The following is a 21,561-nucleotide window of genomic DNA, read 5'->3' on the forward strand; positions in this document are numbered from 1 at the left end:
CTCGGCATCGGCTGATCCGCCAACGAAAGGACCATCATGACGACATCGACCCACGAGGCACGGCGACACCGACAGAGCTCCATGGCGATGCGGATTCGTGCATTCGTCGACGACGAAGCAGGCGACGTGCCCGGTTGGGTGCTGGTCACACTGATGACGGCCGGGCTGGTGGTGCTCATCTGGGCTGTTGCCGGGCCTGCGCTGACCTCGCTGTTCGAGCAGGCGATCCAGCGGGTCTCCGGCCTCTGAGATGCGTGCCCGGTCTCGATTCGCCGACGACCGCGGTTCCAGCCCGGTGGAGTTCGTGCTGGTGGGAACGCTCCTCACAGCGCTCACCCTCGCGGTGCTGCAGGTCGCGTTCGCGGTGTACGTGCGCAATGTGGTGCACGATGCCGCTGTCGAAGGTGCGTATCACGCGGCTCTTGCCGACACGGCCCCGGAAGAAGGCGCCGACCTCACCCGTGAAGTCATCTCACGCGCGGTCGGAGCTGACTATGCCCAGGACATCAGAATCGATGTCTCCGGTGCCCCGCCATACGAGACGGTCGAGGTCCGCGTGCGCACGACGTTTCCCCTGCTCGGACTGATCGGTCTTCCTCTCGCGATGGAGGTGGAAGCTCGTGCACCCGCCGAGACCTTCGGGGAGGGATGACGAGGGATCGGCTGCCCTCGAGTTCATCGCGGTGGGAGTGATCCTCCTCGTACCGCTGATCTATCTCGTGATCGCGCTCGGCGCGATCCAGGAGCAGACGCTCGGTGCGGAGGCGGCAGCGCGGCACATCGCTCGTGTCGTCGCGCGGGCACCCGACGCCGCGACAGCGGCGGAGAGGAGCGATGCGGTGCTCGCTGCGATCGTCGACGAGTACGGACTGGATGAGGAAACGGTGAACCTGACGCTCGCATGCGCCCCGCCCGCTGTCGAGTGCCCGTCCGCCGGGGCGACCATCGTCGTCACGGTCACCACGACGGTGCGGCTTCCGCTGGTGCCGGAGCTGTTCGGGCTCGACCGATCGACGGCGGTCCGCGTGCAGGCTGAAGCGGTGCAGAAGGTATCGCGGCTGTGGGGGGCGGAATGAGGGCGCGGGAACGCTGCGCGGACGGCGTCGCACATGAGCAGGACGAGGGGAGCGTGCTGCTGCTCACCCTCGGCTACGTGTTGCTCGCCCTCGCCGTGATCTTCGTCTGCGTCTGCGCCACCGATCTTTACATCGCCCAGAAGCGGCTGGATGCGCTGGCGGATTCCGCCGCGCTCGCCGGTGCGGACGGCTTCACCCTGGCGGTGCACGACGGCAGCGTGCGTGCGGAACTCACGGATGACGGTGTCGAACAGCAAGCCGACGCGCTGGTGGCCGCGCTGCCCGGTGAAGCCTCGATCACTGCCGCAGGAACGCCGGACGGCGTCACAGCGCGTGTCACGGTCTCCGCGGAGTGGCATCCGCCCCTGGTGTCCGTGTTCGTGCCCGGAGGTGTGCCGCTGGAATCGACCGCCACCAGCCGCACGGCCCTTCGATGACACGATCCTCCGGTCAGCGCGGGTCGCGCAGCTGCGCGAGCAGTCCCTCGAGACGGGGAACGAGCTGCGGCGGCACCTCGGCCGGCAGCGCGTCGACCGGCCACCAGCGCACGTCCTCAGACTCCTCGCTCACCGTGAGCGCGGCGTCGCGGTCGACGACCACGGCGATCCCGACGTCGAGGTGCGAGGCGCAGGAGCCGAAGCGGGACGAAAGTCCGTGGTGGTCGAGGTCGTAGGCGAGCGGTGCGTCCGTCGGATCGATGGCGACACCCGTCTCCTCGCGCAGTTCGCGGAGCGCCCCGCTCATGACAGAATCGTCGCCGTCCTCGACGTGGCCTCCCGGCTGCACCCAGAACTGTCCCTTGCGATGGAAGACGAGTAGCGTGTGCTCGAGCGACGCATCGAACACCACGCATGATGCGGTGAGGTGATCCGGGCCGGCCTCGCGGTGCACCGGGCCTCCGTCGGCTCCGAAGAACGAAGCGAAGTCCGCCTGCGCGGCGCGGTCTCGTTCGGCGCGCGGGACGAAGGTCGACACCAGACGGTGGGCATCCGCCTCCAGACGCGGGATCATTCCTGTTCTCCCTCGGAGGAGTCGTCGCCGGAGTCCGGTCTTTCCCGCGGGACGAACTGCGGAATCCAGCGCAGGAAGCCGAGGGCGCCGACCAGACCGACCACGCCCATGGCGGCAGCCGCGAAGGGCAGCGCAGCCGCAGCGGTGATGGCCGAGACCAGCAGCGGCGCGATCGCCCCGCCCGCGTCGGTGAGTGTGCGCCAGGAACCGAGGAAGGCCGCGGGCTCCCGTTTCGGCGCGACGTCTGCGCCCAGGGTCAGCAGGATCCCGCTCGACAGGCCGTTGCCGACACCGAGGACCGCGGCGAACATGCCGAACCACAGCACCGCGGCGTCCACATCGTGCGTGAAGGACAGGGCGAGAAAGCCGGCTCCCATGAGCACCATCGCGGGCATCGCCGCCCACAGCCGACCGAAGCGGTCCATCACCTGACCGCTCGCATAGAACAGCGCGAAGTCGATGGCGCCGGACACACCGACGACGAGGGCGATGGTCGAGGCGTCCAACCCCAGCGACAGCCCCCACAGGGGGAGCACGACCTGTCGGGCCGAGCGCACGGCGGAGAGCGAGGCGGCGGCGAGTCCGAGGCGTCCGAGCACCGCACGCTGACGCCACATGGTCTGGAAGATCCCCAGGCGCTCGATCGTCGGGATCGACCCGCTGACGGATTCCCCGGAGTCCTCCAGGAAGCGCTCGTGAGGGCTCGGCGGAACGGGAGGGATCATCTTCTCCGGGTCGGGCCCGAAGAGCACCAGCACCACCATGACCACGAGACAGGCGAGGAAGAACCAGATCGCCGCGCTCTCACTCCCGAACAGCTGCAGGAGCCCTGCGGCCACGAACGGTCCGATGAAGATGCCGAGGCGGAAGCTGCCGCCGAGAAGGGAGAGGGAGCGCGCGCGGAAAGCGACCGGCACCCGAGTGGTCATGAAGGCGTGCCGGGCAAGTCCGAACGCCGCGGCGCACATCCCGAGAAGGAACACCGACGCCGCCAGCACGCCCAGCGACGGCGCGAACACCATCCCGACCCCGGCGATGATCGCGATCACGCCCGCGATCACCATCGTGTATCGCTCGCCGATCCTGCCCACCGCCCATCCGGCGGGGAGATTCCCGCACAACTGCCCGATGACGAGCGCGGAGGCCACGAGCGCAGCGAACGCCACGTCGGCTCCCATAGAGGCGGCGAGCACAGGGATGAGCGGGATGACGGCGCCTTCGCCGAGCGCGAAGAGGATCGTGGGCAGGTACACCATGGGTCCGAACTGCCGAAGGACCGTCGATGCGCTGCTCACAGCTTCACGCTACTCCGCTCGGCCAGGGGTCTCGGACGACGGGGTCCCCGCGCGGGCAGGCGGCACGTTAGGCTGAGGTGTCATGCTCGAACTAGATCTCTCCGCCGAAATCCAGGCGCTCAGGCACACCTTCGGCGACATCAGCGAGGTCGTCGATGTCTCCCGTCTCCGCGACGACATCGCGCGTCTCAGCGAGGAGGCCGGCGCCCCCGACCTCTGGGACGACACCGAGAACGCGCAGAAGGTGACCAGCGCCCTCAGCCACCGTCAGTCCGAGCTCGCCCGCATCACCGGCATCGCTCAGCGTCTCGACGACCTCGAGGTGCTCGTCGGGCTCGCGAACGAGATGGGCGATGAAGACTCCGCACAGGAGGCCCGCGCCGAACTCGCCGCCCTCACCGACCTGATCAACCAGCTCGAAGTGCAGACGCTCCTCGACGGCGAGTACGACGAGCGGTCCGCGATCATCACGATCCGCTCCGGCGCGGGTGGCGACGACGCCACCGACTTCGCCGAGATGCTGATGCGCATGTACCTGCGCTGGGCCGAGCGGCACAAGTACCCCGTCAAGGTCATGGACACGTCCTACGCGGAAGGCGCGGGCATCAAGTCGGCCACCTTCGAGATCGACGCTCCCTACGCCTTCGGCACCATCTCGGTCGAGGCCGGAACGCACCGCCTCGCCCGCATCAGCCCGTTCGGCTCGGCCGACAAGCGCCAGACGTCGTTCGCCGCTGTCGAGGTCATCCCGCTGATGGAAGAGGCCACCGAGGTCGACATCCCGGAGAGCGACATCCGTGTCGACGTCTTCCGCTCGTCCGGTCCCGGTGGGCAGTCGGTCAACACGACCGACTCCGCTGTGCGTCTCACCCACCTCCCGACCGGCATCGTCGTCTCGATGCAGAACGAGAAGTCGCAGATCCAGAACCGCGCCGCAGCCATGCGCGTGCTGCAGACGCGACTCCTGCTGCTGCAGAAGGAGCAGGAGGCGGCGAAGAAGAAGGAGCTCGCGGGCAACATCACCGCGAGCTGGGGCGACCAGATGCGCTCGTACTTCCTCTATGGCCAGCAGCTGGTGAAAGACCTTCGCACCGGCCAGGAGTCCGGCAACCCTGCGGCGGTCTTCGACGGCGACCTCGACGACTTCATCTCCGCGGGCATCCGCTGGCGTAAGCGCAAGATCGAGGACTGAGTCCACGAAGAAGGCCCCGGAGCGATCCGGGGCCTTCTTGCTGCGTGCGTGCGTTCAACGCCCGGAATCGCGCAGAGTCCCGGTCACATCCTCGTAGCTGAAGAGGATGCACTGCACGGTGCGATCCTTCTCGCGGATCCAGGTTCCCTTCGTCGGCTGGTAGTTGTAGAAGTCGAGCTCGGACGCCTCGTAAGAGGTGCCCACGTAGGCCTGGAACGCCTCGTAGCAGCCGCTCCACGCGGTTTCCGTCAAGACGTCGTCGCCGGGGAACTCCCCGTCTGCGACGTCATAGATGAAGAAGACCTCGTCGGTGTGCGGCTGCTCGCAGGGAACGACGGGCAGCTCGTAGACCAGTTCGTCTTCGCCGTACTCGACCAGCGGCAGGCAGTCGCCCACTTCGAGATCGGAGAAGGGCACCATCTCGGCACCCTCGATCGACGAGGGATCCTGGCTCTGGGGCGTGGTGCCTCCATCCGACGGTGATTCGCTGGGGATCGCGAAGGGGTTGCCGACGCTGTCCGACGACGAGGTCGTCGCCAGCACCAGGAACGACACGGCGGCAGCGAGGATGGCGCCGACCACGGCGATGACGAGGCCGGTGATCCCCGGCCACTTCCGTCCGCGGAGGAACAGGGAGATGAGCGACATCACGAACCCGACCGCGAGAAGCACCCAACCGGCGATCGCGATCGCGGGGATGCAGGCGCTGACGACGCCGACGATGACGGCGCCCAGACCGAAGATGCCCACCACCGGCACTCCGGCGGCGGGCTGCGGGCCGGGAGCGACCGGCCACGAGGCCGCCGGATAGCCGCCATAGGGCGGGTAGGCCGCGCCGTCCGGGTACGCGGCTGCGGCGGGCGCGGAGGCCATGTTGCCCGGGAGCGAGTAGGGCGGGACGAACGGGGCCGGCTCCGCATCCGCGGTCGCGGTCGCGGGCACCTCTGGCTCGGCCGTCACGTCGGGCGCTGCCGTCGTCGCCGCTGCTGTCGCGCCTGTTGCTGTCGGCTCGCCGGCAGAGGTCTGTCCCCCGGTGACGACGTGCTCGGTCCACTGCGCTCCGTCCCACCACCGTCGGTTCCCGGAACCGTCGTCATACCAGCCCGCAGGTGTTGTCATCAGGCGATCCCGTGTGTCCTTCTCGGTCGGTGGATGCGTGGTGAGGTCAGTCTCGCCACGCTGGCCGATCCGCAGGGATTCGGCTGTCAAGGATGACGCTAGCGGCGCTGAGGCATCCGTGTCGAATGGTGCGAGGACCGCGTGGAGAAGGCCCCAGGGCGTGTTGCTCCTGAGGCCTTCCACGTCATGTCCAGGGTCAGGGGAGGATGCAGACCGGCAGTGCGTCGGCGAACTCCTCGGTGAACGCAAGCGCGACATCAGGATCGTTGAATTCGGCGCTGGTACCGGAGGCGATGATGCGCAGGGTCTCGTCGTCGATATCTGAGGCGGCGAACTCGTCCGCGAAGCACGCGATGTGCTCGGGCGTGTACCCCTCGGCGCCGGTCGCCTGGATGATCGCCGTGATACCGACCGCGAGTTCCTCGGCGGTGGGCCGCCCCGTTCCGGTGGTGCCATCAGTCCCTTCGGTCTCACTCGGTGCGGTCGCCTCGATCGACGGCGAGGAGGTGGGCAGTCTGTCGATCTCCTCGCTCACACCCTGTGCGAATGCGAACAGATACACGAACGACATCACGATGCCGATGATCGTCCCGACGACTGCCAGGATGAGTCCGGCGATGCCGGGCCACTTCTTTCCTTTGAGGAAGAGCGAGATGAGCGACACGATGAAGCCGGCGCCGAGCAGGATGAAGCCGAAGAAGCCGATCACGGGGATGAAGACCAGGATCGTTCCGAGCACCGCGAGCCCGAGGCCGACGAGTCCGAGGACCGAGACCTTCTTCGGCTCCTCGACGCCCGGCTGCCCGTACGGAGCGGCGGCAGGGTAGCCCGTCGTGCTGCCGGGGTACGCCGGCGCGGTGCCGGGGTAGGCACCCGCAAACGGTGCCGGTGCGACGGCCGGGTACGCGGGCGCCGCCGGGGCGGAGTACGCCCCGAGGTCGTCGCTGAGCGGAGTCGTCGGTGCCGTCGCCCCGGAAGCGTCGGACGTGTGCTGACCCTCGGCGTCGGAGGGAGCCGCCGGCGCGGACGAAACGTGCGACTCGGGAGAGGCGTCGGTCTCCTCGGACGGACGGATCACGGTGTCATCGACCGCGGCATCCTCGGACGCGGCCTGCTCCTCGGAGGTGACCTGCGCGTCGGAGGTGACCTGCGCGTCGGAGGTGGCCTGCTCCTCGGAGACGGCCGGGACATCCGCGGCCTCCGGGGCGAAGTGCTCGGTCCACTGCTGGCCGTCCCACCAGCGCTGTCGACCCGATCCGTCGTCGTACCATCCTGCGGGCGTTGTCATGGCTCCCCCTTGAAAGAATTCGGCGGCCGCTTCGTGCGGCCGACACTTCATGTATAGCAGTGGCAGGTGACGCGGCAGTGGCTCGTAGATGAGGACGAGGCCCCACCCGGCCCGGAGGGCGGAAGCGCCGTGCGGGGTGTCGCTCGCGGCCAGGCGACGGCCCGCGCTTAGGCTCGTAGCGCCATGATTCGGTTCGAGAACGTCACGAAACGCTACCGCGGGACGTCGAAGCCCGCCCTTTCCGGAGTCGACTTCGAAGTGCAACGCGGGGAGTTCGTCTTCCTCGTCGGGGCCTCGGGTTCCGGCAAATCCTCCTGTCTGCGCCTGATCCTGCGCGAAGACGTCCCGACCTCGGGGCGGGTCGCGGTGCTCGGGAGGGACCTGCGCGCGCTCGCGAACCGCAAGGTGCCCTACTTCCGACGCCACATCGGGTCGGTCTTCCAGGACTTCCGGTTGCTGCCGTCGAAGACCGTCTACCAGAACGTCGCGTTCACGCTCCAGGTGACCGGTTCGTCGCGCGGCTTCATCCAGCAGGCCGTCCCGGAGGCACTCGCCCTCGTCGGTCTCGACGGCAAGCAGAAGCGAATGCCCCACGAGCTCTCTGGCGGTGAGCAGCAGCGTGTCGCCATCGCGCGCGCTCTCGTCAATCGTCCACAGGTGCTGCTCGCGGATGAGCCGACCGGAAACCTCGACCCCGCGACGTCGGTCGACATCATGCAGCTGCTCGCCCGTATCAACGCCGGCGGGACCACCGTGTTGATGGCCACCCACGAAGCCGGCTTCGTCGACCAGATGCAGCGTCGGGTGATCGAGCTGCGTGACGGTGAGATGGTCCGCGACGAGGTGCACGGCGGGTACGGCGACACCTCCAACATCCCGCGCCTCGCTCCGGAGGAGGTGCGTGGAGCGGCCGCCGCAGCCGCGCTCACCGCCGTGCAGGAGGTGCAGCGTCAGACTGCCGACCTCTCGGTGGTGCGTGCCGCGTTGGCCGAAGAGCTCAGCACCCAGCGCAAGGCTGCCGCGTCCGTCGACCGCGACGGCGAGACTGTGGTTCCCCCGGCCCCGCGCACGGTCGAACCGCCGGAGCCTGCAGGTGCGACGACGGCGGACTCCGCTGCGAACATCGTCGAACCTCCTGCCGTCGTCGAGCCTCCTGCGGTGATCCGGCCGCGCACGCACCCGATCACTCTGCCGACGGTCGACGTCGCCGAACTCGGCGTCGCGGATCGCCTCGGACTCTCCGACGAAGACGACGAGGAAGTGGGCCCGACCTCATGAGAATCGGACTCATCCTGACGGAAGCCCTCGTCGGGCTCCGGCGGAACATCTCGATGGTGATCTCCGTCGTGCTCGTCACCTTCGTCTCCCTGACCTTCGTCGGCGCCGCGATCCTCATGCAGGGGCAGATCGGCGTGATGCGCGGCTACTGGGCGGAGCGCGCCCAGGTCGCGGTGTACATGTGCTCGGCGGTCTCGGAATCCGAGACGTGCCTCGACGGCGCGGCGAGCGAGGAGCAGGTCGCCGCCGTCCGCGCCCAGCTCGAGGGCGATGCACTCAAGCCACTCATCAGCTCGATGACCTTCGACACCAAGGAAGAGACCTACGCCAAGCTCGTCGATCAGCTCGGCGCGGACCAGGCGAGCGTGCTCACGCCCGACCAGGCCTTCGAGGTGTTCTTCGTCACGATGAAGGACCCGGGTCAGTCGCAGGTGCTCGCCGAAGCCTTCAGCGGACAGGCGGGCGTCGAACAGGTCAAGGATCAATTGCAGTACCTCGAGCCGTTGTTCTCGGCGTTGACCGTCGCGACCTATATCGCCGTGGGAATCGCCGTCCTCATGCTCATCGCGGCGACGCTGCTGATCGGCACGACCATCCGGCTGTCCGCGTATGCGAGACGCAAGGAGATCGGCATCATGCGCCTGGTCGGAGCATCGAACCGCTTCATCCAGACGCCGTTCGTCCTCGAGGGCGTGTTCGCGGCCTTCCTCGGCTCGGCGCTGGCCAGTGCCGCCGTCGTCGCCGGTATGCATTTCGGGGTCAACGGCTACCTGCGGGGGAGGGTTCCCTTCATCACCACGTGGGTGACGATGCAGGACGCTGCACTCGTGGTTCCCGTGCTGATCGGTATCGGAGTGGTTCTCGCCGCCCTCTCCGCCGGCTTCGCGATCCGACGCTGGCTGCGTACCTGATAGCCTGAAAGGCTGCTCGGTCGGATCGATCGATCGAGCTCATCACGGCAACAGGAGAGCATCATGCCCAGGGAACGCGGAGAGAAGGTCGTCGCGACCAATCGTCGCGCACGTCACGACTACACGATCGAGAAGTCGTACGAAGCGGGGATGGTGCTCACCGGCACCGAGGTCAAGTCGCTGCGTCAGGGACGGGCCAACCTCAGCGACGGCTATGCGTTCGTGAAGGGGAACGAGGTCTTCCTCGACTCCGTGCACATCCCCGAGTATTCGCAGGGGCACTGGACGAACCATTCGGCCAAGCGCATCCGCAAGCTGCTGCTGCACCGCGAGGAGATCGCGAAGATCGCCCACGCCGTCTCGGCGGGGGGCTACACCCTCATCCCGCTGAAGCTGTACTTCTCGGACGGCCGCGCCAAGGTCGAGATCGCCCTGGCGAAGGGCAAGCGCGAGTACGACAAGCGGCAGACCCTGCGCGAGCGTCAGGACACCCGCGAGGCCGACCGTGCCATGCGTCTGCGCAACCGCGTGGGGGAGTAGCCCGCGACTGTCACCGTGTGACGGCTGGTCACTCGTGCGGGTGGAAGCCGAAGACGCGGCCGAGGAACGCCAGCTCGCGCTCGAGGGCGTCGACGATGGTCTCCGCGCTACGGAAGCCGTGCCCCTCGGCGGGATACAGGACGTACTCGTGGTCGATGCCGCGCGCCGAGAGGGCGTCACGGATCGCCTCGGACTGCGACGGAGGGACGACGCGGTCCTCGCCGCCCTGCAGGAGCAGCACCGGTACCGCGATGCGATCGGTGTGGGTGAGCGGTGAACGCTCGACGTACAGATGCTCGTACTCGGGGAGCGGACCCACCAGGCCGTCGATGTACGACGCCTCGAAGTCGTGCGTCTCCGCCGCCAGCATGCGCAGGTCCGCGACCCCGTAACGGCTGATCCCCGCGGCGAAGGCTCCGCCGCGTACCAGCGCCGACAGCACGGTCCAGCCACCGGCGGATCCGCCGCGGATCGCGATGCGGTCGGGGTCGGCGATCCCTGCGTCCGCCAAGCCCCGAGCAGCGGCGATCACGTCGTCGACGTCGACGACGCCCCACTGGCCGTCGAGACGCTCGCGGTAGGCGCGGCCGTAGCCGGTCGATCCGCCGTAGTTCACGTCGAGCACACCGATCCCGCGGCTCGTGTAGTACGCGATCGCGGCCGAGGCCGCGCCGGTGACGTGCGCCGTCGGTCCGCCGTGCACCAGCACGACGTAGGGCGCGAGCTCGTCATCGGGCGCCACCGCATCCGGGTTCGCCGGAGGGTAGGCGAAGGCGTGCACCGTGCCGTGCGGACCGTCGATGTCGATCGGCATCGACGCGGGCATCCAACGCGGATCGACGGGCTCTCCACCGCGCACCGCGACGACCTCTCCCGATGCGATGTCGACGCACCAGAGACCCGCCGTCACCCGCGAGCCGTTGCCGGAGAGGAGCACCCTGGTGCCGTCGACATCGTCGACGCTCACGTGGCCATCGCCGGGGAACTCGATGACGCTCTCGCCGCCTTCGGCATCGATGACGACGACCGCGTCGCGCCCGTTCGTGCGGACGGCGACGATACGGCCGTCGTTCAACGGCTGGTACCAGCGGTTGCCGAGCACCCAGAGACCGTAGCCCGTGTCAGCATCGGACGGGGCCAGCGGTCGCGTCGCGCCGGAAGGCAGCGCCCCGTCGAGACTGACGCGCTGGAGTGCCCAGCGGTCGTCGGGATCGTCGGCGAAGACCAGTTCCGCGTCGCTGAGCCACTCCGGCTGCAGCGCCGCCCTCGAGGGGATGGTCCGGGGGATGCCCCCGTCGACCTCGGCGACCTGCACCCTCGCGCCCTCCCAGGGCATCTGCCCTGGTTCCCAAGCGACCCACGCCACCCGGGTCGCATCCGGGGAGAGGGCGGGATGGGCGAAGAATCCCTCGCCCTGCACGATCACCCTGACGGCCGACGTATCGGCTGCGGCGGACCCGTCGAGCGGGATCTCGACGATCGAACGCTGATGTGGCACCGTCGAGAGGTCTTCACGTACAGCCAGGAGGCGGCCGTTCTGGATGCGCAGACCGCCGTGCGAAGGCCCGGGTGCGGTGAGGACGACGAGGTGCCCGTCGGCGTTCAGACGGCGCACCTGCTGGTCCGCGGCATCGACGAAGTAGAGCGTCCCTCGGTCATCGGCCGTCCACGCACCGCCGCCGTACTCGTGCACTCGGGAGCGGGCGTTCCACGGCGCGGGGAGGATCTCGGCGCCCGAGGAACTCCGTACCGTCACCCTGCCCTTCTCGGTCGGAACAGATTCTCCCCACCAGATCTCCGTGCCGACGAAGCGGGCGCCGTCGATACGAGGAGAAGACGCCGCGACAGAGGCAGCGGAGAAGGGCGAAGACCAGGAACCGTAGGGCGACGACGACATGCTTCGAGCCTATGGGGCGCGGGTGCTGGCATGTGTATACGCGAAGGCCCTCCCGGAAGCCCGGGAGGGCCTTCGTCGTGCTCTCGCGTCTAGACTGCGCGCAGTACCGCCACGATCTTGCCGAGGATCACGGCCTCGTCGCCGAGGATGGGCTCGAAAGCCGAGTTGCGAGGGAGCAGCCAGGTGTGGCCGTCACGACGGCGCAGCACCTTGACCGTGGCCTCGCCGTCGAGCATGGCCGCCACGATCTCACCGTTCTCGGCGCTGTTCTGTGAGCGGACGACGACCCAGTCGCCGTCGCAGATGGCGGCGTCGATCATCGACTCGCCCGAGACCTTGAGCATGAACAGGTCGCCCTTGCCCACGAGCTGACGGGGGAGCGGGAAGATCTCCTCGACCTGCTGATCGGCGGTGATCGGCACGCCGGCGGCGATGCGTCCGACCAGGGGGACGAGCGCGGCGTCGCCGACGGGCGTCGCCACGTCCGCGGGGTTCTCGGTGCTCGCTCCCGGCAGATCGATGAGCACCTCCATGGCCCTGGTCTTCCCGGGGTCGCGGCGCAGGTAGCCGCTGAGCTCGAGTTGGCCGAGTTGGTGGGTGACGCTGGAGAGGGACTTGAGGCCTACGGCATCGCCGATCTCGCGCATGCTCGGCGGGTAGCCGTGGTGCGCGATCGAGTTCTGGATGACCTCGAGGATCGCCATCTGCTTCGGGCTGAGGCTCTTCCGGCGGCGCGTGCGCGGTGCCTCCGACTCGGGGGCAGAGTTCTCGCTCATGGTGCTCCTTCAGTGCGTGATCCGACGTCCCTCTTCGAATGTCGGAGGCCCGTGGTGGGGTGTCCTTATCGAAACCGTATCCGAGAAACGGGCCGATCTGGAAGATCTGTTCGAGCGTGTCGGCTCATTTCTCTATCCGGTTTCGAAGAATAGTTGACAGATGTTCGAACTCGAAGATATCTTCGGTACGTAGCTTCGCATTCACGGCTCCCGGCCGAGACGGGAATGCGAACGCTACGCCAACTTCCCCGGTAGCCTCATCGCTCCGGGACAGGCTAAGGAGCACCACATGAGCAGCATCAGCCTCAGCACCGCAGCGGTCATTCCGGCGTCGACCCGTCCTTCGACGCGACTCCGACTGACGACGCGTGGCCGCGCCGTGCTGCTGGCCTTCGCCTCGGTGCCGCTCGCGATCGGCATCGCCTTCGCCGCCCTCAGCGGCGGCAGCGCGATCGCCTCGGGCGCAGACTCCGCAGCCGTCAGCGTCGAGACCGTGACCGTCATGCCCGGCGACACCCTCTGGTCGATCGCCACCAGCGTCGCACCCGACGCCGACCCGCGTGACGTCATCGGTGAGATCAGTCGGATGAACCTGCTGCGCGGCGGCGAACTCCAGATCGGCCAGACACTCGCCATCCCGGCACAGTATGTGAACTGATCCGGCTGCTTCCGCGCTGCAGCAACGTTGCGTCATCGAGACGAGGCGCCGCTTAACATGGGAAGGGTGACCCTCTCCCTCAACGATCTCCCGCTACGTGACGATCTTCGCGGACTGACGCCGTACGGCGCTCCGCAGGCGCCGCTCCCGATCGCGCTCAACGTGAACGAGAACACGCATCCGATCCCTGATGCGGTGGCGAGCGACATCCTCGACGACATCGCGGTCGCGATCCGCGATGTCAATCGCTATCCGGACCGCGAGTTCACCACGCTCCGTGAATCGTTCGCAGAGTACCTGGGGCATGGCCTCACGCCGGAGCAGATCTGGGCGGGCAACGGCTCCAACGAGGTGCTCCAGCACATCCTCCAGGCATTCGGGGGGCCGGGGCGCACGGCGTTCGGCTTCGCGCCGACGTACTCGATGTACCCGCTCATCGCCCAGGGCACCGGTGCGCGCTGGATCGCCGGCACCCGCCAGCCCGACTACACGATCACCCCTGACGAGGCGGCCGAGCAGGTGCAGGCCGCCGATCCCGATGTGGTCATCCTCTGCTCTCCCAACAATCCCACCGGTACCCCGCTCGAACTCGACGTCATCGAAGCCGTGTACGACGCGGCCCGAGGCATCGTGATCGTCGATGAGGCCTACCAGGAGTTCGCTCCGCGCGACGCGGTCTCCGCCTTGACGCTGCTCGACGGGCGTCCGCGGCTCGCGGTCTCGCGCACCATGAGCAAGGCGTTCGCGTTCGCCGGCGCCCGGGTCGGTTACCTCGCGGCCGACCCGGCCTTCATCGATGCCCTGCGACTGGTGCGCCTGCCCTATCACCTGAGCGCTCTCACCCAGGCTGCAGCCGTCGCGGCGCTGCGCAACGCCGACGTGATGCTCGCGATGGTCGACGAGATCGTCGAGCAGCGCGACCGGATCACGGCGACGCTCGAAGCGCTCGGCTACCAGCCGCACGAGTCGTGGTCGAACTTCGTCCTGTTCGGCGGCGTCGCCGACCCGCGGGCCACCTGGCAGCAGCTGTACGACCGTGGCGTGCTGGTGCGCGACGTCGGCATCCCCGGACACCTCAGGGTGAGCGCCGGTACCGAGGCCGAGACCACGGCGTTCCTCGATGCCCTGGCCTCGATAGGATCAGCTTCATGAGCACCCCCGTACCGTCCCCGCGCACCGCGAACCGAGTCCGCAGCACGTCGGAGTCCACGGTCGAGCTCGAGGTGAACCTCGACGGCACGGGGGCGAGTCGCATCGATACATCCGTGCCGTTCTTCGACCACATGCTCACCGCCTTCGCGAAGCACTCGCTGACCGATCTGACGGTGCGTGCGTCCGGCGACACCCACATCGACGCGCACCACACCGTCGAAGACGTCTCGATCGTGCTCGGTCAGGCCATTCTCGAGGCCCTGGGCGACAAGTCCGGCATCTCCCGCTACGGCGATGCGCTCGTTCCGCTCGACGAGGCCCTGGCTCAGGCCGTGGTCGACATCTCCGGTCGCCCGTACCTGGTGCACACGGGGGAACCCGCGGGTTTCGAGCACCACCTCATCGGGGGGCACTTCACCGGCTCGCTGGTGCGTCACTCCTTCGAGGCCATCACGTTCAACGCGGCTCTGACGGTGCACGTGCGCGTGCTCGGTGGTCGCGATCCGCACCACATCGCCGAGGCGGAGTACAAGGCGTTCGCTCGTGCATTCCGTGAGGCCAAGTCGCTGGACCCGCTCGTCGACGGCATTCCGTCCACCAAGGGTGCACTGTGAGCGCAGCGCCTCGCATCGCGGTGTTCGACTACGAGTCGGGCAACGTCCACTCGGCGGTCAAGGCGCTGGTCGCCGCCGGCGCGGATGCCGTGCTGACCCGTGACCGCGCCACCGCTCTCGAGGCGGATGGGCTCGTCGTGCCCGGAGTCGGTGCGTTCCAGGCCGTCCGCGATGCCCTGCGCGCCCACGGAGGGGATGAGATCATCGACCGCCGTCTGGCCGGTGGTCGTCCGGTCCTCGGCATCTGCGTCGGAATGCAGGTGTTGTTCGAGCACGGCGTCGAGCGCGGACACGACACCGAGGGACTCGGCGAGTGGCCGGGCGCCGTCACCGAGCTCAACGCCCCGGTACTCCCGCACATGGGTTGGAACACGGTAGAGCCGGGTGCGGACAGCGTGCTCTTCCGTGGCATCGAGCAGGAGCGCTTCTACTTCGTGCATTCGTACGCCGCGCAGTCCTGGCAGCTGGACGTCATCCCGCCGTTCCCCCAGCCCGTCCTGACCTGGACCACGTATGGGGATCCGTTCCTCGCTGCGGTCGAGAACGGTCCGCTCTCGGCGACCCAGTTCCACCCGGAGAAGTCCGGGGAAGCCGGCATCCAGCTGCTACGCAACTGGGTCGGAAGTCTCTGACACCGCCGGCAGGCGTCACCCGTTTTGTTCCCCGCCGTCCGGCGGACTACCCTCGGTTCTCGTGCCCGCACCGGGCCGTTGAGCTTCCCGATCCAAGGACCCCATGAACGACTTCGCGCAGTCCCCCTCGCTCACGCTCCTTCCCGCGGTCGATGTAGCCGGGGGCAAGGCCGTCCGCCTGACCCAGGGTGAGGCCGGAACCGAGACCAGTTACGGCGACCCTTTGGACGCCGCAGGAGAGTGGGTGTCACAGGGCGCGAAGTGGATCCACCTCGTCGACCTCGACGCCGCGTTCGGTCGCGGCAGCAACGCGCCGATCCTGCGCAAGGTCATCAAGCAGTTCAAGGGCGTGAGCATCGAGCTCTCCGGTGGCATCCGCGACGATGCGACGCTGGAGGCGGCTCTGGAGAGCGGCGCCACCCGGATCAACCTGGGCACGGCCGCACTGGAGAACCCGGAGTGGGCCGCCGACGTGATCGGCCGCTACGGTGAGGCGATCGCGGTGGGTCTCGATGTGCGCGGAACGACCCTTGCCGCCCGCGGATGGACCAAGGAGGGCGGTGACCTCTGGGAGGTGCTCGACCGCCTCGAAGACGCGGGCTGCAGCCGTTACGTCGTCACCGACGTGACCAAGGACGGCACGCTTCGCGGCCCCAACATCGAACTGCTTCGCGAGGTGACGTCGCGCACCCCGAAGCCGGTCGTCGCTTCCGGCGGGATCTCGAGCCTCGATGACATCGCCGCGCTCCGCGAACTCGTGCCGCTGGGCGTCGAGGGAGCGATCGTCGGCAAGGCACTCTACGCCGGCGCGTTCACGCTGGCTGAGGCACTGGATGTCGCAGGAGACTGACGCGCACGCCTGCGGGCCCGAATCGCACAACCACGGCGACTCGGCGGGTGTGCCCTGGGAGGGGCGCGCCTTCGAGTCGAACCCGCACGCAGCGGACGACGGCTCCGCCGATCCCGTGCTGTTGGCGGCGCTCCTGCGCTTCCGCGCGGGGGAGGGCAGCCAAGCCGAGGTCGTCGACGCGTTCCGCGCCGCGCGCGTGCTGATCCCGCTGATCGCCGAGAAGGGTGACGAGGGCGTCGCGCCGAGCGGTCTCACCGTCGACAAGACGCAGGAGCTCTCCATCGTGACGGTTGCGGCTCCGGACGGTCGTCGCGTACAACCGGTGTTCTCGTCGGTGCAGGCCATGCAGGCGTGGGATCCGACGGCGCGTCCGATCCCCGTCGAGGCCATTCGCGCCGCCCTGGCGGCGTCGGCGGAGGACACCGATCTCATCGTGCTCGACCCGACATCCGAGACCGAGTTCGTGATCCGTCGTCCCGCTGTCTGGGCGATCGCTCAGGAGCAGCGCTGGGAGCCGAGCTTCCTGTCGACGGAGGTGTTCACCGCCCTCCAGGAGAGCGTGGCGCACGAACTGGCCGTGATCGATGTCGCGGTGGCTCCGGGCGACCCCGATGCACGACTCCGCGGCCCGGAACTCATCGTGGTCCTCGAACTCGTCGACGGGCTGGAGCGCGAGGTGCTCGATGCCGTGCTCTCGCGTCTCGCTCAGCGCTGGGCCTCGGATGACCGCATCGCCGTGCTCGCCGACTCTCTCACCGTGAAGCTCCGCCGCAGCGTCTGACCGCGTTCGCTACGATCGGGGCCATGTCCCGTATGATGCTGCGCGCCATCGCGGTCCTCGCTCTTCTGGGCGCCACGGTCGCGACGTCGACGGGATGCGTGACGTTCGGTGCCTGCCCCGCGATCGGCTACGTGAGCGCCGTCACCGTCGACGTGAGCGCCTACCCCGGCGTGGCCGACGTGCAATTCTGCGCCGAGGGCGAGTGCTCACGGGCGCCGGGGGAGGAGGGCGCCTCGTCCGGGAACATGTACATGGCGACGCTCCAGGACAACGGGACCTGGAGCCTCGCGTTCGGCATGGACGTCGCGGATTTCGTCGAGATCCGCCTGTTCGACGCGCAGGGAACCCTCATCCACGAGTCCGTCCAGGCGATCGCCTGGACCCATTCCGATGCTCCCTGCGGTGGCCCCTCCACCGCCGACCCTCTGATCCTGCAGCCCTGATCCCTATGCCTTCGACCGGGCACTCGCCACAGCAAACTAGTTGACCGGGCCGGTCCACTTCTCGCCAGGGCCCTTGCCGATCGGGTCGGGGATCGTTGAGGCCTCGCGGAAGGCGAGCTGCAGCGAACGGAGACCGTCGCGCAGGGAACGGGCGTGCATGTCGCTGATCTCCGGGGCGCCCGCGGTGATGAGGCCGGCCAGGGCGTTGATGAGCTTGCGCGCTTCGTCGAGGTCGATCTGCGCCGCCGCGTCGGGATCATCCGCGAGCCCGAGCTTGACGGCTGCCGCACTCATGAGGTGCACGGCGGCGGTGGTGATCACCTCGACAGCGGGTACATCGGCGATGTCTCGGGTGGCCGACGATGCGGCCTCCTCCTGACGTGCCCAGCGCTCTTCGCGCTCGCGTGCAGCCTCGTCCGGTGCCTGGTTCGTCACTTCGCCTTGCTTTCTGTTAGACTTTGGCGGGCTCCGGAGCGTCATGCTCCGGATCGAAAGAGGATTCACTTCCCACCCGCGCTTGCCGTTCAAGGCTACCGGGTCTTGCACTCCACCGGCTCCGTTCGCAAGACGGAACCGGCAGACAGGGTGCGGAGCCGGCGTCTGAATGCCGGTGGGCGGGGACGATTCCGATTTCGCCCGTGATGCAGACAGCATCGCGGTGGCCGAATCACATCGTCTAAGGAGTTCCGCATCAGCGATCCCCGTACCAATGAGCGCATCCGCGTCCCCGAGGTCCGCCTCGTCGGCCCCGCGGGTGAGCAGATCGGCGTCGTCCGCATCGAGGCAGCGCTGCGCCTCGCGCAGGAAGCCGATCTCGACCTCGTCGAGGTCGCCCCCAACTCGAAGCCGCCCGTCGTCAAGATCATGGACTACGGCAAGTTCAAGTACGAGGCCGCCCAGAAGGAAAAGGAAGCTCGCCGCAACCAGGCGAACACGATCCTCAAGGAAGTCCGTTTCCGTCTGAAGATCGAAGCTCACGACTACACGACCAAGCTCAAGCGCGCCGAGGGCTTCCTCAAGGCGGGCGACAAGGTCAAGGCCATGATCCTCTTCCGCGGTCGCGAGCAGTCGCGTCCGGAGCAGGGCGTTCGTCTGCTGCGCAAGTTCGCTGAAGACGTGGCCGAGTTCGGCACAGTCGAGTCGAACCCGACCATCGATGGTCGCAACATGGTCATGGTCGTGGCTCCGCTCAAGAGCAAGTCCGAGGCGAAGCAGGAGCAGAACGCCGTGCGCGATGCTCAGCGTGCCGCGAACAAGCAGGCCGCCCGTGACGCGAAGAGCGAGTCGGACGCACCGGCCGCAGCCCCGGCGGAGTGACTCCCGCCCCCAGAACTCCCGCACCGCGGGTTGACACCGTCGCCTGATAAGGCGCCATACGAAGGAAGAGAAGATGCCGAAGCAGAAGACCCACTCGGGTGCTAAGAAGCGCTTCAAGATCACCGGAAGCGGAAAGCTGAAGAAGCAGCAGGCCGGGATGCGCCACAACCTCGAGCACAAGTCGAGCCGTCGTACCCGTCGTCTGAACCAGGACCAGGTGCTGTCGAAGGCTGACACCAAGGTCGCGAAGAAGCTTCTCGGTCGCTGACGCGCGCCGAACGCACGAATAGGAACACAGGAAAATGGCAAGAGTCAAGCGGGCAGTAAACGCCCACAAGAAGCGCCGGGTCATCCTCGAGCGCGCCTCCGGTTACCGCGGACAGCGTTCGCGCCTGTACCGGAAGGCCAAAGAGCAAGTCATCCACTCGCTGGTCTACTCGTACCGTGACCGTCGCAAGCGCAAGGGCGACTTCCGTCGTCTCTGGATCCAGCGCATCAACGCTGCGGCTCGCCAGAACGGCATGACCTACAACCGTTTCATCCAGGGCCTCGGCATCGCCGGTGTCACGGTCGACCGTCGCATGCTCGCCGACCTCGCGGTCAACGACGCGGCGACGTTCACCACGCTGGTCGAGACGGCGAAGAAGGCTCTGCCCTCCGACGTCAACGCGCCGAAGTCGGCTGCGTAAGCACCTCTTCACACAGGGCGCTCTCCTTCGGGAGGGCGCCCTGTGGCGTTTCTCGACGCAGCACGGGCGAACGAGCGGGTGACGGCGGCGTCGACCACAGCTGTCACGACGACCGCGCCCGCGTACACGGCGATGTCGCGCATGTCGAAGCCTGAGCCGAGGACGAGTCGGCTCGGCGGGAACGCGGCCGCCCACTCGCGCGGAAGGCCGGTGAGCTGCAGCAGTTCGACACCGGCGCAGAACGCCAAGGCGATGAGCGCCACGACGGGACGCGACCATCGCGGAGCGATGAGCGCGATGAGCAGATAGATGAGAACGGCGTACAGGGCATCGCCCGCGATGTCGCCGACCGCGCCGCTCATGCCGCTGTGGACGATGAGACCGATCCCCACCGTCGCGAGGGCGAGGAGGGCGAGGGCGATCCGGCGGCGAGAGGTCGTTGCCGCGGCACCGTTGGTCATGCAGGCACCTTATCCCGATGGTGCGGGAACCGGCCCGGCGTTCCCTAGACTGTGATCGTGCTGGAGAACCCCCGTTCGCCCCGAGTCCGTGCCGTCGCGAAGCTGACCAAACGCAGTGCGAGGACCGAGACGGGCCTGTTCCTTCTGGAAGGCCCGCAGTCAGTGCGCGAAGCGCTCACCTACCGTCCGGAGGCGATCGTCGAGCTGTTCGCGACGCCCAACGGCTGGGAGAGGCACCCCGACATCCGGGCGAAGGCCGCCGAAGCCGACATCGATGTCGAGTACGTCACCGAGTACGTCCTCAACGCGATGGCCGACACCGTGACCCCGCAGGGTCTCGTCGCGGTGGTGCAGCAGACGCCGACGTCCGTGCGCGACATCTTCGATGCTTCGCCGCGACTCGTTGCGATCTGCGAGGAGGTGCGCGATCCCGGGAACCTGGGCACCATCATCCGTGCCGCGGATGCCGCGGGTGCGGATGCCGTCGTGCTCACGGGACGCACGGTCGATCCGTACAACCCGAAGGTGGTGCGTGCCACGACCGGTTCGCTGTTCCACCTGCCGGTGTCGGTCGGGGGAGAACTCGCCGACGTCGTGAAGCGTGCGCACGCCGCAGGTCTGCGCATCCTCGCCGCCGATGTGAAGGGCGACGATCTGTTGGAGGCCCGAGCCGATGGCGTGCTCGCCGAACCGACCGGCTGGCTCTTCGGCAACGAGGCGCGGGGGCTCGAAGACGAGGCGCTGGCCCTCGCCGACCGGGTGCTCAAGCTGCCCATCTTCGGGCGTGCCGAGTCCCTCAACCTGGCGACGGCCGCCAGCGTGTGTCTCTATGAGAGCGCTTTCGCACAGCGTGCGACATCTGTCGGCTGAGTTCTCAGCCGCCGAAGGAAGCAGGAAGCGGAGTCGATGAGGATTCTGATCGTCGAGGACGACGACCGTGTCGCCGGCGCGCTCGAGGCGTTCCTCGCACGATCCGGCTACGCGACCGTGCGCGCGGCTGACGGTGCCGCGGCGCTGGACCTGCTGGGGGCGGACACCGAGGTCGTCCTGCTCGATCTCGGACTCCCGGACATCGACGGGGTCGATCTATGCCGCCGCATCAGGGGGCGTTCGGAGGTGCCGATCGTGATCGTCACCGCCCGCAACCAGGTCGCCGAACGCATCAAGGGCCTGCGCGCGGGCGCCGACGACTTCGTGGTGAAGCCGTACGACGTGCACGAGCTCCTCGCCAGGATCGAGGCGGTGACGCGGAGATCGCGGCCGATGCGACCGGAGGCCGACGCGCGGGTGCTGTTGCACGGCGGCGATGTCGAGATCGACCTCATCGCCCGCCAGGTGCTCGTCGACGGCACCGCGATCGACCTCACCCGCAAGGAGTTCGACATCGTCGCCGTCCTCGCCCGATACCCGGGAGTGGCGGTTCCGAAGGAGCGCCTGATCCGCGAGGTGTGGAACACCGACTGGCGCGGGTTCGGACACTCCCTGGAAGTGCACGTCGGCGCGATCAGGAAGAAGACCGGAGTGCGTGGGGTCATCGAGACCGTGCGTGGAGTCGGCTATCGGCTTGCGGGGTCCTGACGC

The 21,561-nt window shown here is 68.0% G+C and carries 28 protein-coding genes; 20 read left to right on the top strand and 8 right to left on the bottom strand.

The window, feature by feature from the left end:
* The first annotated feature begins 36 nt into the window (after positions 1–36).
* From ACIQLD_RS17900 to ACIQLD_RS17915, 4 genes are read left to right on the top strand one after another with little or no spacing between them, the layout of a single operon-like run.
* A complete protein-coding gene (locus ACIQLD_RS17900; RefSeq protein WP_402610315.1) occupies positions 37–249 on the top strand; it encodes a hypothetical protein in 213 nt (70 codons plus the stop codon).
* Position 250: 1 nt separating this feature from the next.
* Positions 251–652 (top strand): TadE/TadG family type IV pilus assembly protein, encoded by a 402-nt coding sequence (locus ACIQLD_RS17905; protein WP_402610183.1) that lies wholly within the window; start codon positions 251–253, stop codon positions 650–652.
* Positions 621–1,076, top strand: a complete 456-nt coding sequence (locus ACIQLD_RS17910; protein WP_402610185.1) for a TadE family protein — start codon at positions 621–623, stop codon at positions 1,074–1,076. Before ACIQLD_RS17905 ends, ACIQLD_RS17910 begins: the two co-directional genes overlap by 32 nt.
* Entirely contained in the window at positions 1,073–1,513 is a 441-nt protein-coding gene (locus ACIQLD_RS17915; RefSeq protein ID WP_402610187.1) for a pilus assembly protein TadG-related protein, read from the top strand. The genes ACIQLD_RS17910 and ACIQLD_RS17915 overlap by 4 nt, the downstream gene beginning before the upstream one ends.
* A 13-nt stretch (positions 1,514–1,526) precedes the next feature.
* Here the strand turns inward: ACIQLD_RS17915 and ACIQLD_RS17920 are convergent, their stop codons facing one another.
* A complete protein-coding gene (locus tag ACIQLD_RS17920) occupies positions 1,527–2,087 on the bottom strand; it encodes an NUDIX hydrolase (RefSeq protein WP_402610189.1) in 561 nt (186 codons plus the stop codon).
* Entirely contained in the window at positions 2,084–3,343 is a 1,260-nt protein-coding gene (locus tag ACIQLD_RS17925) for an MFS transporter (RefSeq protein WP_402610309.1), read from the bottom strand. The genes ACIQLD_RS17920 and ACIQLD_RS17925 overlap by 4 nt, the downstream gene beginning before the upstream one ends.
* Positions 3,344–3,464: 121 nt before the next feature.
* Between ACIQLD_RS17925 and prfB the strand changes: the two genes are divergently transcribed.
* Positions 3,465–4,574: a peptide chain release factor 2 gene (prfB, locus tag ACIQLD_RS17930; protein ID WP_029260598.1), complete on the top strand. Its 1,110-nt coding sequence runs from the start codon at positions 3,465–3,467 to the stop codon at positions 4,572–4,574.
* A gap of 54 nt (positions 4,575–4,628) precedes the next feature.
* On the opposite strand, the gene ACIQLD_RS17935 is transcribed toward prfB, so the two are convergent.
* Positions 4,629–5,693: a DUF2510 domain-containing protein gene (locus ACIQLD_RS17935; RefSeq protein ID WP_402610191.1), complete on the bottom strand. Its 1,065-nt coding sequence runs from the start codon at positions 5,691–5,693 to the stop codon at positions 4,629–4,631.
* Positions 5,694–5,889: 196 nt separating this feature from the next.
* On the bottom strand, positions 5,890–6,981 hold the full coding sequence (locus ACIQLD_RS17940) for a DUF2510 domain-containing protein (RefSeq protein ID WP_402610193.1): 1,092 nt from the start codon (positions 6,979–6,981) through the stop codon (positions 5,890–5,892).
* Positions 6,982–7,164: 183 nt separating this feature from the next.
* Between ACIQLD_RS17940 and ftsE the strand changes: the two genes are divergently transcribed.
* The 3 genes from ftsE (at position 7,165) to smpB (ending at position 9,710) form a co-directional block, all read left to right on the top strand.
* Positions 7,165–8,259: a cell division ATP-binding protein FtsE gene (ftsE, locus tag ACIQLD_RS17945; RefSeq protein WP_402610195.1), complete on the top strand. Its 1,095-nt coding sequence runs from the start codon at positions 7,165–7,167 to the stop codon at positions 8,257–8,259.
* Positions 8,256–9,170 (top strand): permease-like cell division protein FtsX, encoded by a 915-nt coding sequence (ftsX, locus tag ACIQLD_RS17950; RefSeq protein ID WP_402610197.1) that lies wholly within the window; start codon positions 8,256–8,258, stop codon positions 9,168–9,170. The genes ftsE and ftsX overlap by 4 nt, the downstream gene beginning before the upstream one ends.
* A 63-nt stretch (positions 9,171–9,233) precedes the next feature.
* Positions 9,234–9,710, top strand: coding sequence for an SsrA-binding protein SmpB (smpB, locus tag ACIQLD_RS17955; RefSeq protein WP_021199784.1), 477 nt, complete (start codon positions 9,234–9,236; stop codon positions 9,708–9,710).
* Positions 9,711–9,738: 28 nt separating this feature from the next.
* Here the strand turns inward: smpB and ACIQLD_RS17960 are convergent, their stop codons facing one another.
* Positions 9,739–11,607, bottom strand: coding sequence for a S9 family peptidase (locus ACIQLD_RS17960; RefSeq protein WP_402610200.1), 1,869 nt, complete (start codon positions 11,605–11,607; stop codon positions 9,739–9,741).
* Positions 11,608–11,696: 89 nt separating this feature from the next.
* A complete protein-coding gene (gene lexA, locus ACIQLD_RS17965; protein ID WP_021199782.1) occupies positions 11,697–12,383 on the bottom strand; it encodes a transcriptional repressor LexA in 687 nt (228 codons plus the stop codon).
* 289 nt (positions 12,384–12,672) lie between these two features.
* Between lexA and ACIQLD_RS17970 the strand changes: the two genes are divergently transcribed.
* The 7 genes from ACIQLD_RS17970 (at position 12,673) to ACIQLD_RS18000 (ending at position 17,513) form a co-directional block, all read left to right on the top strand.
* Complete coding sequence (locus ACIQLD_RS17970) at positions 12,673–13,041, top strand: LysM peptidoglycan-binding domain-containing protein (RefSeq protein ID WP_402610202.1); 369 nt, start codon at positions 12,673–12,675, stop codon at positions 13,039–13,041.
* 66 nt (positions 13,042–13,107) lie between these two features.
* Entirely contained in the window at positions 13,108–14,193 is a 1,086-nt protein-coding gene (locus ACIQLD_RS17975) for a histidinol-phosphate transaminase (RefSeq protein ID WP_402610204.1), read from the top strand.
* On the top strand, positions 14,190–14,807 hold the full coding sequence (hisB, locus tag ACIQLD_RS17980) for an imidazoleglycerol-phosphate dehydratase HisB (RefSeq protein WP_402610206.1): 618 nt from the start codon (positions 14,190–14,192) through the stop codon (positions 14,805–14,807). The genes ACIQLD_RS17975 and hisB overlap by 4 nt, the downstream gene beginning before the upstream one ends.
* Positions 14,804–15,439, top strand: a complete 636-nt coding sequence (hisH, locus tag ACIQLD_RS17985; RefSeq protein ID WP_402610208.1) for an imidazole glycerol phosphate synthase subunit HisH — start codon at positions 14,804–14,806, stop codon at positions 15,437–15,439. The genes hisB and hisH overlap by 4 nt, the downstream gene beginning before the upstream one ends.
* A gap of 103 nt (positions 15,440–15,542) precedes the next feature.
* Positions 15,543–16,289: a bifunctional 1-(5-phosphoribosyl)-5-((5-phosphoribosylamino)methylideneamino)imidazole-4-carboxamide isomerase/phosphoribosylanthranilate isomerase PriA gene (priA, locus tag ACIQLD_RS17990; protein ID WP_402610210.1), complete on the top strand. Its 747-nt coding sequence runs from the start codon at positions 15,543–15,545 to the stop codon at positions 16,287–16,289.
* Positions 16,273–17,070 (top strand): SseB family protein, encoded by a 798-nt coding sequence (locus ACIQLD_RS17995; RefSeq protein WP_402610212.1) that lies wholly within the window; start codon positions 16,273–16,275, stop codon positions 17,068–17,070. Before priA ends, ACIQLD_RS17995 begins: the two co-directional genes overlap by 17 nt.
* A gap of 23 nt (positions 17,071–17,093) precedes the next feature.
* Positions 17,094–17,513 (top strand): hypothetical protein, encoded by a 420-nt coding sequence (locus ACIQLD_RS18000; protein WP_402610214.1) that lies wholly within the window; start codon positions 17,094–17,096, stop codon positions 17,511–17,513.
* Positions 17,514–17,549: 36 nt separating this feature from the next.
* Here ACIQLD_RS18000 and ACIQLD_RS18005 read toward each other — a convergent pair whose 3' ends face one another.
* Complete coding sequence (locus tag ACIQLD_RS18005; RefSeq protein WP_017828562.1) at positions 17,550–17,948, bottom strand: DUF1844 domain-containing protein; 399 nt, start codon at positions 17,946–17,948, stop codon at positions 17,550–17,552.
* 255 nt (positions 17,949–18,203) lie between these two features.
* Here ACIQLD_RS18005 and infC point away from each other — a divergent pair, with 255 nt between their 5' ends.
* The 3 genes from infC (at position 18,204) to rplT (ending at position 19,519) form a co-directional block, all read left to right on the top strand.
* Complete coding sequence (infC, locus tag ACIQLD_RS18010) at positions 18,204–18,830, top strand: translation initiation factor IF-3 (RefSeq protein ID WP_105671808.1); 627 nt, start codon at positions 18,204–18,206, stop codon at positions 18,828–18,830.
* Positions 18,831–18,903: 73 nt separating this feature from the next.
* Positions 18,904–19,098 (top strand): 50S ribosomal protein L35, encoded by a 195-nt coding sequence (rpmI, locus tag ACIQLD_RS18015; protein WP_017828564.1) that lies wholly within the window; start codon positions 18,904–18,906, stop codon positions 19,096–19,098.
* Between the two features lie 34 nt (positions 19,099–19,132).
* Positions 19,133–19,519, top strand: a complete 387-nt coding sequence (gene rplT, locus ACIQLD_RS18020) for a 50S ribosomal protein L20 (protein WP_021199772.1) — start codon at positions 19,133–19,135, stop codon at positions 19,517–19,519.
* Between the two features lie 8 nt (positions 19,520–19,527).
* On the opposite strand, the gene ACIQLD_RS18025 is transcribed toward rplT, so the two are convergent.
* Positions 19,528–19,980, bottom strand: coding sequence for a DUF2809 domain-containing protein (locus ACIQLD_RS18025; protein WP_402610217.1), 453 nt, complete (start codon positions 19,978–19,980; stop codon positions 19,528–19,530).
* Between the two features lie 57 nt (positions 19,981–20,037).
* On the opposite strand from ACIQLD_RS18025, the gene ACIQLD_RS18030 reads away from it, so the two are divergent.
* On the top strand, positions 20,038–20,850 hold the full coding sequence (locus tag ACIQLD_RS18030; RefSeq protein ID WP_402610219.1) for a TrmH family RNA methyltransferase: 813 nt from the start codon (positions 20,038–20,040) through the stop codon (positions 20,848–20,850).
* A 36-nt stretch (positions 20,851–20,886) separates the two neighbouring features.
* A complete protein-coding gene (locus ACIQLD_RS18035; RefSeq protein ID WP_402610221.1) occupies positions 20,887–21,558 on the top strand; it encodes a response regulator transcription factor in 672 nt (223 codons plus the stop codon).
* The last annotated feature ends 3 nt before the right edge of the window (positions 21,559–21,561 follow it).

This window comes from Microbacterium sp. NPDC091662 (genome assembly GCF_044756705.1).
In the GTDB taxonomy this organism is placed as follows: Bacteria; Actinomycetota; Actinomycetes; order Actinomycetales; family Microbacteriaceae; genus Microbacterium.

Bases quoted from the DNA above. Each gene is read 5' to 3' on its own strand.
- prfB (WP_029260598.1), top strand. From the start codon at position 3,465: ATGCTCGAACTAGATCTCTCCGCCGAAATCCAGGCGCTCAGGCACACC.
- ACIQLD_RS17915 (WP_402610187.1), top strand. From the start codon at position 1,073: ATGAGGGCGCGGGAACGCTGCGCGGACGGCGTCGCACATGAGCAGGAC.
- ftsX (WP_402610197.1), top strand. From the start codon at position 8,256: ATGAGAATCGGACTCATCCTGACGGAAGCCCTCGTCGGGCTCCGGCGG.
- rplT (WP_021199772.1), top strand. From the start codon at position 19,133: ATGGCAAGAGTCAAGCGGGCAGTAAACGCCCACAAGAAGCGCCGGGTC.
- ACIQLD_RS17925 (WP_402610309.1), bottom strand. From the start codon at position 3,343: ATGGTGTACCTGCCCACGATCCTCTTCGCGCTCGGCGAAGGCGCCGTC.
- ACIQLD_RS17905 (WP_402610183.1), top strand. From the start codon at position 251: ATGCGTGCCCGGTCTCGATTCGCCGACGACCGCGGTTCCAGCCCGGTG.
- ACIQLD_RS17920 (WP_402610189.1), bottom strand. From the start codon at position 2,087: ATGATCCCGCGTCTGGAGGCGGATGCCCACCGTCTGGTGTCGACCTTC.
- hisB (WP_402610206.1), top strand. From the start codon at position 14,190: ATGAGCACCCCCGTACCGTCCCCGCGCACCGCGAACCGAGTCCGCAGC.
- ACIQLD_RS17995 (WP_402610212.1), top strand. From the start codon at position 16,273: ATGTCGCAGGAGACTGACGCGCACGCCTGCGGGCCCGAATCGCACAAC.
- ACIQLD_RS17940 (WP_402610193.1), bottom strand. From the start codon at position 6,981: ATGACAACGCCCGCAGGATGGTACGACGACGGATCGGGTCGACAGCGC.
- ACIQLD_RS17960 (WP_402610200.1), bottom strand. From the start codon at position 11,607: ATGTCGTCGTCGCCCTACGGTTCCTGGTCTTCGCCCTTCTCCGCTGCC.
- priA (WP_402610210.1), top strand. From the start codon at position 15,543: ATGAACGACTTCGCGCAGTCCCCCTCGCTCACGCTCCTTCCCGCGGTC.
- ftsE (WP_402610195.1), top strand. From the start codon at position 7,165: ATGATTCGGTTCGAGAACGTCACGAAACGCTACCGCGGGACGTCGAAG.
- ACIQLD_RS18000 (WP_402610214.1), top strand. From the start codon at position 17,094: ATGTCCCGTATGATGCTGCGCGCCATCGCGGTCCTCGCTCTTCTGGGC.
- smpB (WP_021199784.1), top strand. From the start codon at position 9,234: ATGCCCAGGGAACGCGGAGAGAAGGTCGTCGCGACCAATCGTCGCGCA.
- rpmI (WP_017828564.1), top strand. From the start codon at position 18,904: ATGCCGAAGCAGAAGACCCACTCGGGTGCTAAGAAGCGCTTCAAGATC.
- ACIQLD_RS18035 (WP_402610221.1), top strand. From the start codon at position 20,887: ATGAGGATTCTGATCGTCGAGGACGACGACCGTGTCGCCGGCGCGCTC.
- ACIQLD_RS17900 (WP_402610315.1), top strand. From the start codon at position 37: ATGACGACATCGACCCACGAGGCACGGCGACACCGACAGAGCTCCATG.
- ACIQLD_RS18025 (WP_402610217.1), bottom strand. From the start codon at position 19,980: ATGACCAACGGTGCCGCGGCAACGACCTCTCGCCGCCGGATCGCCCTC.
- ACIQLD_RS17935 (WP_402610191.1), bottom strand. From the start codon at position 5,693: ATGACAACACCTGCGGGCTGGTATGACGACGGTTCCGGGAACCGACGG.
- ACIQLD_RS17970 (WP_402610202.1), top strand. From the start codon at position 12,673: ATGAGCAGCATCAGCCTCAGCACCGCAGCGGTCATTCCGGCGTCGACC.
- lexA (WP_021199782.1), bottom strand. From the start codon at position 12,383: ATGAGCGAGAACTCTGCCCCCGAGTCGGAGGCACCGCGCACGCGCCGC.